Origin of the sequence: Thermaerobacter composti, from assembly GCF_033582035.1 — a bacterium.
Classification (GTDB): Bacteria; Bacillota; Sulfobacillia; order Thermaerobacterales; family Thermaerobacteraceae; genus Thermaerobacter; species Thermaerobacter composti.
On record NZ_CP132508.1, the window covers coordinates 2,720,886 to 2,734,422 of the forward strand.

General features: G+C 76.3%; 12 protein-coding genes. All 12 read right to left on the reverse strand.

Annotated elements, in window-relative coordinates:
* Positions 1 to 301: 301 nt before the first annotated feature.
* Positions 302 to 2,332, reverse strand: a complete 2,031-nt coding sequence (locus tag Q5761_RS11020; protein ID WP_318750627.1) for a 3-hydroxyacyl-CoA dehydrogenase NAD-binding domain-containing protein — start codon at positions 2,330 to 2,332, stop codon at positions 302 to 304.
* Between the two features lie 181 nt (positions 2,333 to 2,513).
* Positions 2,514 to 3,320, reverse strand: a complete 807-nt coding sequence (locus Q5761_RS11025; protein ID WP_318750628.1) for an enoyl-CoA hydratase/isomerase family protein — start codon at positions 3,318 to 3,320, stop codon at positions 2,514 to 2,516.
* Positions 3,321 to 3,935: 615 nt separating this feature from the next.
* Positions 3,936 to 4,562: a 1,2-phenylacetyl-CoA epoxidase subunit PaaD gene (gene paaD / locus Q5761_RS11030; RefSeq protein WP_318750629.1), complete on the reverse strand. Its 627-nt coding sequence runs from the start codon at positions 4,560 to 4,562 to the stop codon at positions 3,936 to 3,938.
* 35 nt (positions 4,563 to 4,597) lie between these two features.
* Positions 4,598 to 5,545, reverse strand: a complete 948-nt coding sequence (paaC, locus tag Q5761_RS11035; RefSeq protein ID WP_318750630.1) for a 1,2-phenylacetyl-CoA epoxidase subunit PaaC — start codon at positions 5,543 to 5,545, stop codon at positions 4,598 to 4,600.
* Between the two features lie 89 nt (positions 5,546 to 5,634).
* Positions 5,635 to 6,186, reverse strand: a complete 552-nt coding sequence (locus tag Q5761_RS11040; protein WP_318750631.1) for a phenylacetic acid degradation protein PaaB — start codon at positions 6,184 to 6,186, stop codon at positions 5,635 to 5,637.
* Positions 6,187 to 6,525: 339 nt separating this feature from the next.
* On the reverse strand, positions 6,526 to 7,521 hold the full coding sequence (gene paaA / locus Q5761_RS11045; protein WP_318750632.1) for a 1,2-phenylacetyl-CoA epoxidase subunit PaaA: 996 nt from the start codon (positions 7,519 to 7,521) through the stop codon (positions 6,526 to 6,528).
* Positions 7,522 to 7,770: 249 nt separating this feature from the next.
* Positions 7,771 to 8,454, reverse strand: a complete 684-nt coding sequence (locus Q5761_RS11050; protein ID WP_318750633.1) for a TetR/AcrR family transcriptional regulator — start codon at positions 8,452 to 8,454, stop codon at positions 7,771 to 7,773.
* A gap of 181 nt (positions 8,455 to 8,635) precedes the next feature.
* Positions 8,636 to 9,757, reverse strand: coding sequence for a saccharopine dehydrogenase family protein (locus tag Q5761_RS11055; protein WP_135224410.1), 1,122 nt, complete (start codon positions 9,755 to 9,757; stop codon positions 8,636 to 8,638).
* A gap of 32 nt (positions 9,758 to 9,789) precedes the next feature.
* Positions 9,790 to 10,557: an ABC transporter permease gene (locus Q5761_RS11060; protein WP_135224411.1), complete on the reverse strand. Its 768-nt coding sequence runs from the start codon at positions 10,555 to 10,557 to the stop codon at positions 9,790 to 9,792.
* Positions 10,558 to 10,608: 51 nt separating this feature from the next.
* Positions 10,609 to 11,616 (reverse strand): ABC transporter ATP-binding protein, encoded by a 1,008-nt coding sequence (locus Q5761_RS11065; protein WP_135224412.1) that lies wholly within the window; start codon positions 11,614 to 11,616, stop codon positions 10,609 to 10,611.
* On the reverse strand, positions 11,613 to 12,137 hold the full coding sequence (locus tag Q5761_RS11070) for a DUF420 domain-containing protein (RefSeq protein ID WP_167758835.1): 525 nt from the start codon (positions 12,135 to 12,137) through the stop codon (positions 11,613 to 11,615). The genes Q5761_RS11065 and Q5761_RS11070 overlap by 4 nt, the downstream gene beginning before the upstream one ends.
* Positions 12,138 to 12,392: 255 nt before the next feature.
* Positions 12,393 to 13,496: a LytR/AlgR family response regulator transcription factor gene (locus Q5761_RS11075; RefSeq protein WP_243123640.1), complete on the reverse strand. Its 1,104-nt coding sequence runs from the start codon at positions 13,494 to 13,496 to the stop codon at positions 12,393 to 12,395.
* Between the last annotated feature and the right edge of the window lie 41 nt (positions 13,497 to 13,537).

Genomic DNA, 13,537 nt, shown 5'->3' on the forward strand with positions numbered 1-13,537 from the left:
GCTCGCTGGACCGGACCGCGCCGTCCGCCAGGCCACCCCGGCCCCGGCGACCGTCAGCCCGTACAACCGGGCAAGCCCGATCGTCCATCCCGGCAAGCCCGCGCGCCCGTGGCCCGACGGCGCCGGGACCCCCTGGTGGAGCGCGGGGTGCGGAAACCCCTCCCGTCCGCGGCGCTCCCGGGCGCCGAGAGGGATGCCTCGGCACCACCGGCTCCCGGGCGGGCCAGGGTTGCGCCGCCGTGGGGCCGAGGTCGCACCGCAACCCGGCGCCTGCGCCGGCCCGCTGCGGGCGGCGTGCGGGTCACGCATCCCCCGCCCGGCGGCGAACGGCGGGCGCCGGCCGGTAGCGCTCCTCGCGATAGTGGCGCCACAACCCCTCCAGCACCGCCACCACCCGCCGCCAGCCCCACAGGGCCCCCCACTCCAGGGGACCCCGCGGATACCCCGTTCCCAGGCGCATCGCCCGGTCGACGGCCGGGCCGGCGGCGATGCCCTCGGCCTCGGCCACGGCCGCCTCCTGCGCCAGCATGGCGACCACCCGCGCCGCGACGCCGGCGGGCGCGTCGCCGACCGCGAAGACCTGGAGGCCGGCCGCCCCCAGCCAGCGCCGGGCCGCCTGCCGCGTCGCCTCGGCGGTCGCCGGGCCCCCGGCCAGTTCCACCGCCGATCCCAGCGGCGGCACCGCAGCCCATCCCACCAGCCGCTGCGGGTTCGCCACGGCCCGGGCCTGCTCCGCTGCGGAGCCGGGCAGGATGCTCACGAGGATCGGCACCTCGGCGGGCAGCGCACGCGCCAGCCGGCCCAACCGGGAGAGGGCCGCGGACCAGTGGCCGGGATCCAGGGGATCGAGCTCCTCCCAGGTGACCGCGACGGCGGCGGGCGTCCGCACGTCGGCTGCGGCGCGCGTCGCGGCGGGTCCGGGGGCGCATCCTCGGGCGGGTGCGGGGGCCGGCGCCGCAGCCACGGCACCGTCCGCGCCCTCTGCCATGGCGGCGGCCACGGCGGTGCTGGCCAGCTGAATGACGCCGATCCCCGCCTCCGTCCAGCGGCGCGCCAGCTCCGAGGCCAGCGGGCCGTCACCGACCACCCAGAGGGGCCGGGGGTCGCGCTCCCGCCCAGGGGCCTCGGCGGTCGCCGGAGCCGCCGCAGCCGGCCCGCCATCGCCCGCGCCGCCCGTCCCGGCCGGGGCCGCGGCGCGGTTGGGGGCGGTCGGGACCGGCTCCGCCGGGGCGGTGCCCCCGCCTGCCGGTTCGTCCGCCAGGGCTACCGCCTGCCGCCAGCCCCGCCAGGCCACGCCGCGAGGCCGCCCCGCCTCGTCGTAGTGGTAGAAGCCGCGGCCGGTCTTGCGCCCCAGCCAGCCCGCCGCCACCAGCTGCTGCTGGATCGGATGGGGGCGGTAGCGGGGCTCGCCGCCGAATCCCTCGAACACCGAGCGGGTCACGGCCAGGTTGACGTCGATGCCGACGAGGTCCATCAGCTGGAACGGCCCCATGGGGAACCCGGCCGCCCGCACCAGGGCGTCGATGGTCGCCACGTCGGCCAGCCCCTCGCCCAGGAGGCGCAGGGCCTCGCCATAGAAGGGGCGGGCCACCCGATTGACCACGAACCCCGGCGTGTCGGCGCAGAGCACGGGCTCCTTGCCCAGCCGCCGTGCCACCTCGATGCCGCGGGCGACGGCCGCGGGGGCGCTGAGGGCGCCGGCCACCACCTCCACCAGCCGCATGGCGGGCACCGGGTTGAAGAAGTGCAGGCCGATGACCCGCGCCGGCTCCGGCACCGGCTGGGCGAGGGCGGTGATGGACAGGGACGAGGTGTTGCTGGCGATGAGGGCATCGCTCGCCACCCGGCGGCCCACGGCGGCCAGCAGCTCCCGCTTGAGCCCGAGGTCCTCCGGCACCGCCTCGATCACCACGGCGGCCGGGGCCAGGGCGTCCAGGTCCGTGACGGGACGCAGCCGCCCGAGGCGCGCGGCCGCCGTGCCGGGAGGAACCCGGCCCTCCCGCTCGTGCCGCTCCCAGGCGGCGGCCAGGCGCTCGCGCGTCCGCTCCAGGGCGGCCGGAGCGACGTCGTAGAGGACCACTTCGTAGCCGGCTTCGACCGCCACCCGGGCGATGCCGCTGCCCATGGTGCCGGCGCCGAGGACGGCGAGGACCGCGGCGGGGCCGGTCCGTCCCGCCGGAGGTGCTGCCGCCCTGCCGGGCGCGCGGTCGGAGCCGGAGCCACCGGGACCGTCGCCCCCGGCGGGCCGCGGGCCCGGGGGCGGCTCCCCATCGCCGCCGTCGTTGGGCGTGCGGCGGCGCGCCGCCGGTTCGTCGGCGAAGGAACGCAGCATCGCGAGCCAGTCCTCCTCGATCCCCTGCCCCGATCCCGACCGGCTTCCCGCCCTGCCGCGACCGGACCGCTCTGCCCGCCCCACGCCCTGGGGGCCTTGCGCGAGCGAGCCGGGGCGTCCGGTGCCCGCCGCCCGGCCAGGGGGGCGGTGCCGTGCGCCTGGCGGGTGGCGCCGTGCCATGCTATCGCCCCTGGAAGCGGGGCTCCCGCTTCTCCAAGAAGGCCCGGACGCCCTCGCGGTGATCCTCGGTGTGGCCGGCGATCTCCTGCAGGTAGGCCTCGTACTCCAGCACCTGGGCGAGGGCGGCCCCGGCGGCGAAGTTGAAGGCCCGCTTGGCCAGGCCCATGGCCCGGGTGGCGCCCGCCGCCAGCCGCTGGGCCCACTCGCGGGTGGCGGCCGCCAGCTCCTCGTGGGGCACCACCCGGTTGACCAGGCCGAGGCGCAGGGCCTCGTCGGCGGGGACCAGGTCGCCGAAGAAGGCCATCTCCAGGGCTTTGCCAAGGCCGACGAGCTGCAGGAGGAAGAGGCTCGTCCCCGAGTCGGGGGCCAGGCCCACCTTGACGAACACCTGCCCGAAGCGGGCCTGCTCGGAGGCGATGCGCAGGTCGCAGGCCAGGGCCAGGCCGAGGCCGGCCCCCGCCGCCACCCCGTTGACGGCCGCGATGACGGGCTTCTCCATGGTCCGCAGGCGCAAGATCAGGGGGTTGTACCGTTCCCGCAGCGATGCGATGAACGACCGCTCGCCGCCCTCCTGACGGCTCTTGAGGTCTTCCCCGGCGGAGAAGGCCCGCCCGGCGCCGGTGATCACCACGCAGCGGACCTCGGGATCCCGCTCCGCCTGGCGCAGGGCATCCAAAAGCTCCGACGTCATCGTCCGGTTGAAGGCGTTGAGCACCTCGGGCCGGTTCAGGGTGAGGGTGAGGACGCCCCCCTCCCGCGCGGCCAGAATGGTGGTGTAGCGCCCGTCGCCGCTGGCCATGTCGGCCATCCCCTCCCGATGGGTCCCGCACCGGCCGCTGCGCTGCAAGCGCGGCCGCGCTGTAAGGCATTGGCCGGCGGGGGCCCCGATTCCTTGCACCCTGGTCCCGGCCGTCCCGGTCCCTCCGGGCTTCCGCGGCACCGGGGGGCCTCCGCGACGCCCCGGGCACGCCCGCAGTCCCGCGGCCACTGGCGATCCCGGGCCGCCCGGCCAGCCCGTCCGCCCCGGGGTGGCCGGGCGGCCCGGGCAGCCCGCTTCGGCGGTGCATCCGCGGCACGGGGCCCGATGGCACCAGCTGGTGGAAGGGGCGGGAGCCCGGCTTCCAGCCCCTCCCGGGATGGCTCAAGCTGGGGATGACGCGCATCGGCCGACGTTTCGCTTCCGCCGGGCGCAGGGCGTCGCAGGCTGCGGCGGGGGCGCCCCGTTCTGCCGGCCTGGGCTGCCGGGGGTGGCGCGCCATGGACGGCCGTGAGGGGTGGGGTCGGGATCGACGTCGTTGGTGGGACGAACCCGTGCTGGAAGGCCCCTGGCCCAACCGCCTGGTCGCCGAGCTCGTCGGCGTGGCCGGGGCCGCTACCCGGAGGGGCTCCGCGATCCCGCGCGGCCGCCTTCCCCGAGCCTTGCTCAGAGGGCCTTCATCTGCTCGAAGGGATTCCGGCAATCCAGGCAGTACCACAGGCTGCGACACGGCGTCGGGCCGAAGGCGTTCTCCATGCGGGTGCGGCGGGAGCCGCAGAGGGGACAGGGCACGCCGTCGACCCCGGTCCGCGGCTCACCGCCGGGCGCGGCACGCCCGCCACCGAGCGTGGCAAGGCTGCCGCCGGGCGCGGGCGGCGGGACCGGGACTGCGAGCCGCTGCGCCGCCCGGCACGCGCCGCCGGCGGCCGCGGGTGCGGCCGCCGGCGGCGCGATGCCGAAGGCGGCCAGCTTGCGCCGGCCTGCAGGGGTGATCCGATCCGTCGACCAGGGCGGGCTGTACGCGACGCGCACCTCCACCCGGCGCACGCCCGTGACCGCCGCCAGCCGCCGCGCCACGTCCTGGCGGATCAGCTCGAGCGCCGGACACCCGACGAAGGTCGGAAGCAGCGTCACGCGCACCGTGCCGTCCCCATCGGCCTCGAGCCGCTCCACCATGCCCAGGTCGACCACGCTGACCACGGGGATCTCGGGGTCCGGCACCTCGGCCAGCGCCGCCCAGAGCGCCTCGACGAGTCCCCCGTCCTTCGCCGGCGGGGGCGCCGCCGTCGCCATCCCGTCCACCTCCTCCCGACGCCGCGTCCCGTCGCCTACCATGCCGCGCCCGGCTCCGACCGGTAGACGGAAGTCATCTCCTCCAGCAGCTGCGCCAGGGCCGGCGAATGCTGACCCCGGCGGCCGCCGAACCCTGGCCGACCCGCCCCCGGTCCGCCCCCCTCCGCCGCGCCGGCTGGCGGACCGGCCACCTTCCCGTCGGTAGCCTGCGGGACGGGCGCCCCCTCCGATGTTGCGGCCCCAGGACCCGCGAAACCACCCGCGGACCCCGGTCCGGCATCCCCCGGTTCGGTCCCCGGGCCGCGGCGCCGATCGGACCCGTCGGAGCCGTCCTCCGCGAGGCCGGCCTGCTTCAGTACCTGGTCGACCTCCGCCCGCCATCGCGCCTCCAGCTCGGCCAGGGTGATGCCCCGCCAGTAGGCCGCCCGGTCCTCGTCTTCCAGCGGCTCGAAGAAGCCGGCCGCCAGGGGCAGGGCCCGGGCCAGCGCCCTGCGGAGCCGGTCCCGCGCCTCACCCCCCGCCCGCCCCAGCGCCACCACCCACTGCCGGAAGTGGGCGCGGTGGTACGCCTCCTCGCGGGCGATGCGGGCCGCGGCCGCCGCCAACGGCGCATAGGGGGAGTTCGCCAGGGCGGGCCAGATCACGGCCTCGTACTCGCTGTACAGGAAGTGGCGGGCGATCTCCGCCGCCCAGTCGCCGTTGGGAGCCTCCAGCAGGACCGCGTTGCGGAAGGCCTCGGGCCCGCGGCCGAAGGCCAGGGCGTCGGGGTCGCCGCCGCCGTGGCCGAGATCGGCCAGCAGCCGGTACAGCAGCGCGGCGTGGCCCACCTCGTCCTGGGCGATGGACGAGAAGGCCACGTCCTCTTCGAGGAAGGGCGCGACCCCCGTCCACTCCGACGCCCGATGGCCCGCGATGAGCTCGTCGTCGGCCAGGGCCAGGAGTAGGGCGTGGAGGGCGGCATCGGTCGCGGGTGGTTGCGGCACCGGCCCACCCCCGGCGGCGACGGTCGCCCTGGAGGGCTCGGCCTCGGCCGGCGGCGATGGCGGAGACGCCTTGGCGTCGCCCGGCCCCCTCATCGGCCATCCTTCCCTTCCGTGCCTCCCGTGCCTTCCATGCCCGCTCGCCGATCCTGCCGCCGCGGCCCCCGGCGCACCCGCACGGGGCCCCGGCGGTTGAGGCTGGCGCCGAGCCCGCCGGCAGCGGGCGCCGCGCCGGGTTCGTCCGCCGCGGCGGCCGCCGTGGGGCCCGGGATGGTCTCCGGGCCGGAGGAACCGGCCCGCCCGCCCGGCGCCGTGGCGGAAGCCGGCCGCGGCGTCGGACCCCCGCCGCCGGCCCCGCGGCCGAAGCGCCGCCACAGCTCCCGCGTGCGGGCGAACCCCTCCCCCAGGCGGTAGGTCTTGTCGGTGGCGGGCTGCCACCAGTCGTCGTCGCCCTCGCCCACGACCTCGATGCACGCCCGCGGGACGACCCACAGGCTCACGTACTCCTGCCGCCGGCAGAAGAGCTGCAGGGCCAGGAGCCGGGCGCTGCGGCGATCCCCCGCCAGCAGGCTGCCGCAGTGCAGGTAGGGCTCGCCGCGCCGCGGCTGGCCGAAGACCTCGTAGACCCGCATCGTGCCCTCCATGGCCGGTTCCTCCCCGTCACCCCGTCCCGGACCCGTCGCCCACGGGCCCGCCGCGCACCCCGGACCGCCCCCGGCCCGCAGCCCCGACCGGGCTGGGAGGCGTCGTCCATGGTACCCCGTGGCAACGCGCCCCCGCCGGACCCCGCCCGCGGCCCCCGCGCGGTGCCTCCCCGGCGCCCGGGGTGCCGGGGGTAGCCGGCCCCCGCGGTTCCCGGCCGCAGGCCGCCGGCCCCCGCGATTCCCCGGCCGCGGGCGGACCGCGCCACCGGCCGCCCGCCTCGGACGGCGCGCCACCGGCGGCTCCCCGCGGTGCGTGCGCCGGCGGGTCCGCGGGACCGGTCATGCCGCCACGGCCGCCCGGGCCAGGGCCTCCCGCACCCAGCGGCCCTCCTCGTGGGACAGCCGGCGGATCGCCAGGCGGGCCGCGGTCTTCGGTCCCTTGCCCTTGACCACGCGCCAGAACTCGTCCCAGTCGGGGTCGCCGTAGACCCAGCGGCCCTGCTCCTCGTCGTAGCGCAGCTCGGGATCGGGGATCTCGAGACCCAGGGCGCGGATCTGGGGCACGTACTTGCTGAGGAACTCCTGGCGCAGCTCCTCGTTGGTGCGCACCTTGATGCGCCACCGCATGGCCTGCTCCAGGTTGGGCGACATCTCGTCGGGCGGGCCGAAGAAGTGCAGCAGCGGGCGCCACCAGCGGTTCAGGGCGTCCTGGACCATCCGCTGCTGGGCCCGGGTGCCGCTCATCAGCGTCAGGATGATGTCCTCGCCATGCTTGAGGTGGATGGCCTCTTCCGCGCAGATGCGGCGCAGGATGCGGGCGTAGGGGGCGTAGCTGGTCTGCAGCAGGGCCGCCTGGGTGATCAGCGCCGCCCCGTCGACCAGCCAGGCGATGATCCCCGCGTCGGCCCACGTGGGCGCCGGATAGCTGAAGACGTTGTGGAACTTGGCCTTGCCCGCCACCAGGGCGTCCATCATGTCCTCGCGGGTGACGCCCAGGGGCGCGGCCAGGTCTTCCGCCACGCGGTAGATCAGCTGGGCGTGGCCCACCTCGTCCTGGACCTTGGCCATCAGCGCCAGCTTGCGACGCAGGGTGGGCGCCCGCGGGATCCACTCCCGCTCGGGCAGGGCGCCCATGATCTCGCTGTTGGCGTGGGTCTGGATGAGCCGCAGGCACTGGCGCCGGTATGCGTCGGGCATCCAGTCGTCGGCCTCGACCTTCTCCCCCCGCTCGATGCGGGCGGTGAACTCGGCCAGGCGCTCCTCCTCGCGCCAGTCGCGGGGGCCATCGGCTCGCGCCGACGCCATCCCCGCGCCGCGCAGCCCGCCATCGGCCATGATCTCCCCTCCCTGGGCGGCCGGCACCGCACCCGCTGGCGGCCGACGCCCGATTCGCTCCCCCGGGTGACGCGTCCCCAAGAGCGCAAACCCGCCAAAACCGACCTGAAGAACCTTCGAAACCCTGGTCCAACCCTGCATGCCGTCGATGCCGTCGCGGCGCCGATCGAACCCTGGACCCCTGGCCGGGGTCGGAAGCGGACGGGGTCCGGACGCCCTCCGCGCCGCTTCGGCGGACGAACCGGCCGGCTACCGGCTGCCGGCGCCGTCGTCGGCCCCCGCGGCGCCGGGGGGCGCGGATCCCGGACTCGCCGCAGCCCCGGCCCTCGCCGCCAGCTCCGCCGTCGCCGGGGCCCCGCGCCCCTCAAGCCCCTGCAGGATCAGGTCGGCGAAGGCCTCCGCGACCTCGGCGGGGCTCAGCGGCCCCTCGGGCGAGTACCACTGGTACGCCCAGTTGACGGCGGAAAGGGCCAGCAGCGCCGCGAACCGGGGATCGACGGCGCGGAACTCGCCCCGCCGCACGCCGTCGGCGACGAGCTCGCGCCAGCGGGCTTCGTAGCGGTCCCGCTTGACCTGGATCCGCCGGCGCAGGTCGTCCCGCAGGAACCGCCACTCGTGGAAGAAGACGCTGGCGGTGTCCCGGTGGTCCGCGATGACGGACATGTGGGCCGCCAGCGCCCGCCGCAGCCGCTCCCGCGCCGTCCGCCCCTCCCGCCACGCCCGCTCGATGCCCTCCAGGAACCGGTCCGCCGCCCGGTCGACGATCTCGAACAGCAGCTCCTCCTTGCTGTCGATGTGGGCGTAGAGGCTCCCCCGCTGGAGCTGCAGCCGGTCGGCGATGTCCTGCATGGAGGTGGCGTGGTAGCCCTTCTGGCGGAAGAGCTCGCCGGCCACGGTCAGGATCTCTTCGCGGCGGGCGGTGGAGCGGGGCATGGTTCCTCCTGGTAAACCAACAAACGGTCGTTTGGTTTCAGCATAGCAGGGGCCCCGCGGCGCCGTCAACGCGCCTCGAGACGTCGACCTGGGGGTCGGGAACGCGCCTCGAGGCGTCGACCTGGGGGCGTCGAGTCCGGAGGGCGGGCGGGAGGTCGGGCCCCAGCTGGGCGACGCCGCCTCATGGGGTCCGCTCGATCCGGACCCCCCGCGACTCCAGCTCCCGGAAGAAGGCCTCCGGCTCCGGTCCGCCGGGCGCCTCGGGAGCCAGGACGCCCGGGCCCTGGATCTTCCCCTGGGCCATCCACAGCGCGCCGACGGCCAGGGGCACCGCCGTCAGGCGGGCCATGGGCGCCGCCGCCCGGTAGACCCGCTCCACCGGCCGCCCCTCCCGCCGCCCCCGCACCCGGACCACGAGGCCCGAGGCCGGCTGGGACGGCGCCCCGACCCGCTCCAGCAGCGGAAGCAGCGGTCTGAGCACCGCGCCCACCAGCCTCCGCCGGCGATGGGTGGCCATGAGTCCCCAGCGGCCGAACGCCACCGCCAGGCGGTTCAGGACCGGCTCCGTCAGCCCGCCCTTGAGCCGCACCTCCTGGAGATCGGGGAGGAACCGCGGCAGGGTCACGGGCTCGGGGTGGCCGACGTGGAACACCGTGACCAGGCCCAACGGCGGGGGGAAGCGCACCGGCTCCGCGCCGCTGCCGGCGGGGACCTCCTCCCACCGGCCCGCGGCGAAGCTGGTCACCTTGCCGCTGAAGATGTGCATGGTGTGCAGGACCACCGCCCACCCGCGGGCGTCGGCGGAGCTGCCCGCCCAGGCGATGTGGGCGGCCTCCACCCGTTCCATGCGGTCGGCGGCGTGCCGGACGCACAGGTTCGTCAGGCCCGGCGTCCAGCCGAGGCCGGTGAGGACGGTGACCCCCGCGGCCCGGGCCCGTTCGTCCAGGTCGAGGACGCGGCGGGCGGCGTCGTGGTCGTCGCACAGGCTGACGTAGGGCCGGCGCGCCTCGATGGCCGCCCGCACCAGCGGCTCTTCCAGCAGGTAGAAGGGGCCCGCCGCGCCGACGGCCACGTCGTGCTGCGCCATCTGCGCCGCCGCGGCACCGGGCCGCAGCACGTCCACCGCCACCGCCTCGACCCGGCAGCCGGGGACGGCGACGGCGCCCGCCCTGTTGGCCGCCCCCCGCGCGGCCTCGAGGTCCCGATCGGCGACGGTGACCCGGGTCACCCCGGGCGTGCGCGCCAGTTCCTCCACCGCGCGGCGACCCATGTCGCCGCCCCCGCCGAAGACCACGAAGCGCATCCCCCATCCCCCCATGCCGCGCCGCGGCGGCGCTACGCCAAGCCCCGCCGCAACACCCGGGCGGCCACCGCCAGGGCCAGCAGGTCGAAGGCCAGCAGGGCGGCCAGCATCGACGTCACCCCCGCCGGATCCCACCCCCGCAGCACCAGGACCCGCGTCGCCTCGATGGCGTAGGTCATGGGGTTGACCCGGGCGAGGACCTGCATCCAGCCCGGCATCAACTCCAGCGGCGCCAGGGCGGAGCTCAAGAACAGCAGGGGCAGGCTCAAGAAGCCGGTGATGGTGAAGAACTCCGGGTGGCGCGGGACCGCGAAGGCCAGGGCGATGGACAGGGTGGCCACCCCGGCGCCGAACAGGGCGCCGATGGCCAGGGCCGCCACCACCCCGCCCAGGCCCGTGGCGAAGCGAACGCCCATCAGGAACGCGGTCAGGGTGATCAGCAGGTTCTGGACCGCCGTCACCGCCACGATGTAGGCGAACCGGCTGGTGACGATGGACAGCCGCCGGATCGGCGCCGCCAGCAGGCGCTGCAGGAAGCCGGTCTCCCGGTCGAAGAGCAGCTCGACGCCGCCGTTGACGGCGCCGTTGAAGACCGTCATCACCATGGCGCCGGCCGTCATGAACCGGAGGTAGTCGCCCCCGGGCACCTCCCCCGCGGCCATGCGCGCCAGCAGGTGGCCGAAGAGCAGGAGCCAGAGCACCGGCTGCGCCAAGGTGGAGAGCAGGGTCAGGGGCTCGCGCCGCAGGCGGAACCACCACCGCAGCAGGAGGATCCGGTTCTCCAGCCAGAACGCGCCCACCCTCACCCACCCCCTTCCCCGCCGCCGGCGGCCGCCCACGCCTGCCGTTCGTCATGCCATCGCCGCCTCCGGCGCGTCCCGCAGCGCCCGGCCCGTCAACTGGATGAACACGTCGTCCAGGGTGGCGCGGCGGGCCTCCAGGGACTCCACGGCGACCGCCTCGGCGCGGCATGCCGCCAGCACCGGCTCGAGGGCCGCCACCGGGTCGCGCACCGTCAGCCAGAGCTGCGGATCCGGGCCGCCCGCCCCACCGGCGCCGGCCCCTTCGACCGCGACCACCTGGGGCAACGCCTCGAGGCGCCGCACGAGCCGCGCCACCGCCTGGGGGGCCAGGCCCGGGGCAAGCCGCAGCTCCAGCCGCTCCCGGCCGTACCGGGCCTTGAGCCGCGCGGGCGTGTCCAGCGCCCGGATCCGGCCGGCGTCGATGATCGCCACCCGGTCGCAGAGGCGATCGGCCTCCTCCAGGTAGTGGGTGGTGAGCAGGATCGTCGTGCCCTGTTCGCGAAAGGCGCGGATGTACTCCCACAGCCGCCGGCGCGTGTGGATGTCCAGGCCCAGGGTGGGCTCGTCCAGGAACAGCACCGCCGGCCGGTGGACCAGGCCCATGGCCAGGTCCAGCCGCTTGCGCATGCCGCCGGAGTACTCCCGCACCACCCGGTCCGCGGCACCGGCCAGTTCGACCCGCTCCAGCAGCTCCTGCGCCCGGCGGGCCGCCGCGGCTGGCGGCAGGTGGTACATCCCGGCGACCAGCAGCAGGTTCTCCCGCCCCGTCAACAGCGGGTCGACGGCCGTCTCCTGGGGCACCCACCCGATGTGGCGGCGCGCCCGGTCGGGATCCCGCGCCACGTCGACGCCCAGGATGCGGACCCGGCCGGCCGACGGCTTGAGCAGCGACAGCAGCACCTTGATGGTCGTGGTCTTGCCCGCCCCGTTGGGGCCCAGCAGCCCGAAGATCTCCCCCCGCTCCACGCGGAAGCTGACGTCGCGCACGGCCTCCACCGCCCCGAAGCGGCGGGAGAGGTGCTCGACCTCGATGGCCGGCGGGCTCGCCGCGTTCATCCGACCATCCCCAGGGCACCCGCCTGCGCCGCCAGCTGGACCGCCGCCGCCCCTCCGCCCCAGGCGCCGAAGGCCTGGATGCCGTAGCCCGGACGGCCGAAGCCGTATAGCATCAAGAAGGTCAGCGGGCCGGTGACCGAGGTGAAGAACCAGATGGGATAGGCCCAGCGGGCCACCCGCCGATGCCGGTCGTAGCGCCCGCGCAGCCCCCACACCAGGGCCACCAGGACCAGGGGGGCCGTCAGGGTGGCCGCCAGGCTGTGGGCCCCCAGCAGCACCAGGTACGTCGCCCGGATCACCGGGTCCCCGACGAAGGGCGTGGTGCCGTAGAGCGTGGCCTTGGTCAGGTACAGCACGAGGAACGCGGCCTGCAGGCCCGTGGCCAGCAGCATGCCGCGGCGGTGGCCGGCCACGTCGCCGCGGCGGATGCGCCGGTAGGCCCGGGCGATCACCACGGCGCTCGTCGCGTTGATGGCGGCGTTGACGGCGGCGATGACGAAGACGGGGTCGATGGTCCTCACGCCTTCCCGTCCGGGCAGCGGGGCGCGGCCCGCGCCCACCGATCACCGATCCGATGCGATGGTATTGCACCCATCCCAACGCGACAAGGCCCCGGCGGGCCGGCACTCGCGGCCGCCCCGGCCCGCCGGGAGCGCCGCCCCGCCGCCCGGGACGGGGCCGCGGGGAGCGGAGGGGATCGCAGGCCGCCGCCGGCGCAAGGGGCTGCAGGCCGGCGGCGCAAGGGACTAAAGGGACTGCGGACCGCCGCCGGGCCCTCAGCCGGCGTCCGGCCAGAAGTGGCGCTTGAGCTCCGGCACCCGGCTGCGGGCGACGGGGATGGTCACCGGCTGCCCCGCGTGGATCACGGTGAGGTTGTAGGTCCCGTTGAAGAACGGGCTGATCTCCCGCACCTTGCGCAGGTTCACGATGTAGCCGCGGTGGCAGCGGAAGAAGCGGTCCGGCGGCAGCAGCTCCTCCAGCTCCCGCAGCGTGTGGCGGGTGGGGTACCGCTGGCTGGCGGTGTAGACGAAGACCTGATCGTCGTCCGCCTCGGCGTACACCACCTCTTCCACCGGGATGGGGACCGCCGCCTCGTCGCGCACGCCCATGACCCACCGGGGCCGGGGTCGGGTCCGGCCGCCTCCCGCAATGCCTGTTCCCGCGCGGTCGCCGCCCGCGGGGCCGGCCGCCGATGTCGCCGCGGGCGGGGCAGCCACCCCTCCAGAGGCTGCTGGGGCCGCGTTCCCGGACCCTGCCGCGGCCGCGTTCGTCCCGGGTGCGGCGCCACCGCCCCCCGCCATAGCCAGGCGCTCTCGCACCCGGCTCAGGGCTTCCCGCAGGCGCTCGTCGCTGTAGGGCTTGAGCAGGTAGTCCAGGGCCCGCGCCTCGAAGGCTTTGACCGCGTACTCGTCGTATGCGGTGGTGAAGACCACGTAGGGGGCGCTGGGCCGCTGCTTGAGTCGCTCGGCCAACTCCAGGCCCGACAGCCCCGGCATGGCGATGTCGAGGAACACCACGTCGTACTCCAGGGCCTCGATCAGCCGCAGGGCCTCCCGGGCGGTGGCCGCCTCGCCGGTGATCTCCACCCCCGGCTCGCGACTCAGGCGGTAGCGCAACTCGGCGCGCGCCGGGTACTCGTCGTCGACGATGAGCACCCGGATCGGTCGACCCAGGGCAGGGTCGCCCTCTCCATCCCAGGAGGGCTCCCCGCCACCACCGCCCCCGGCCCGGGTCTCGGGACCCGCGTCGACCGCCCCCGGGGAACCGGACGTCGGCTCCGCCCCGGCCCCGCGTCGGCTTGGCGAACCGCCCGGGCCCGCCGGGGTGCCGGGGTCGCCCCCGTGGCCCTCTCGTTCCCTTTCCCTGAGGGATCCCGTCATGACACCGGCTCCTCCTTCACGCCCCCTCGTCGCGCCCCGGT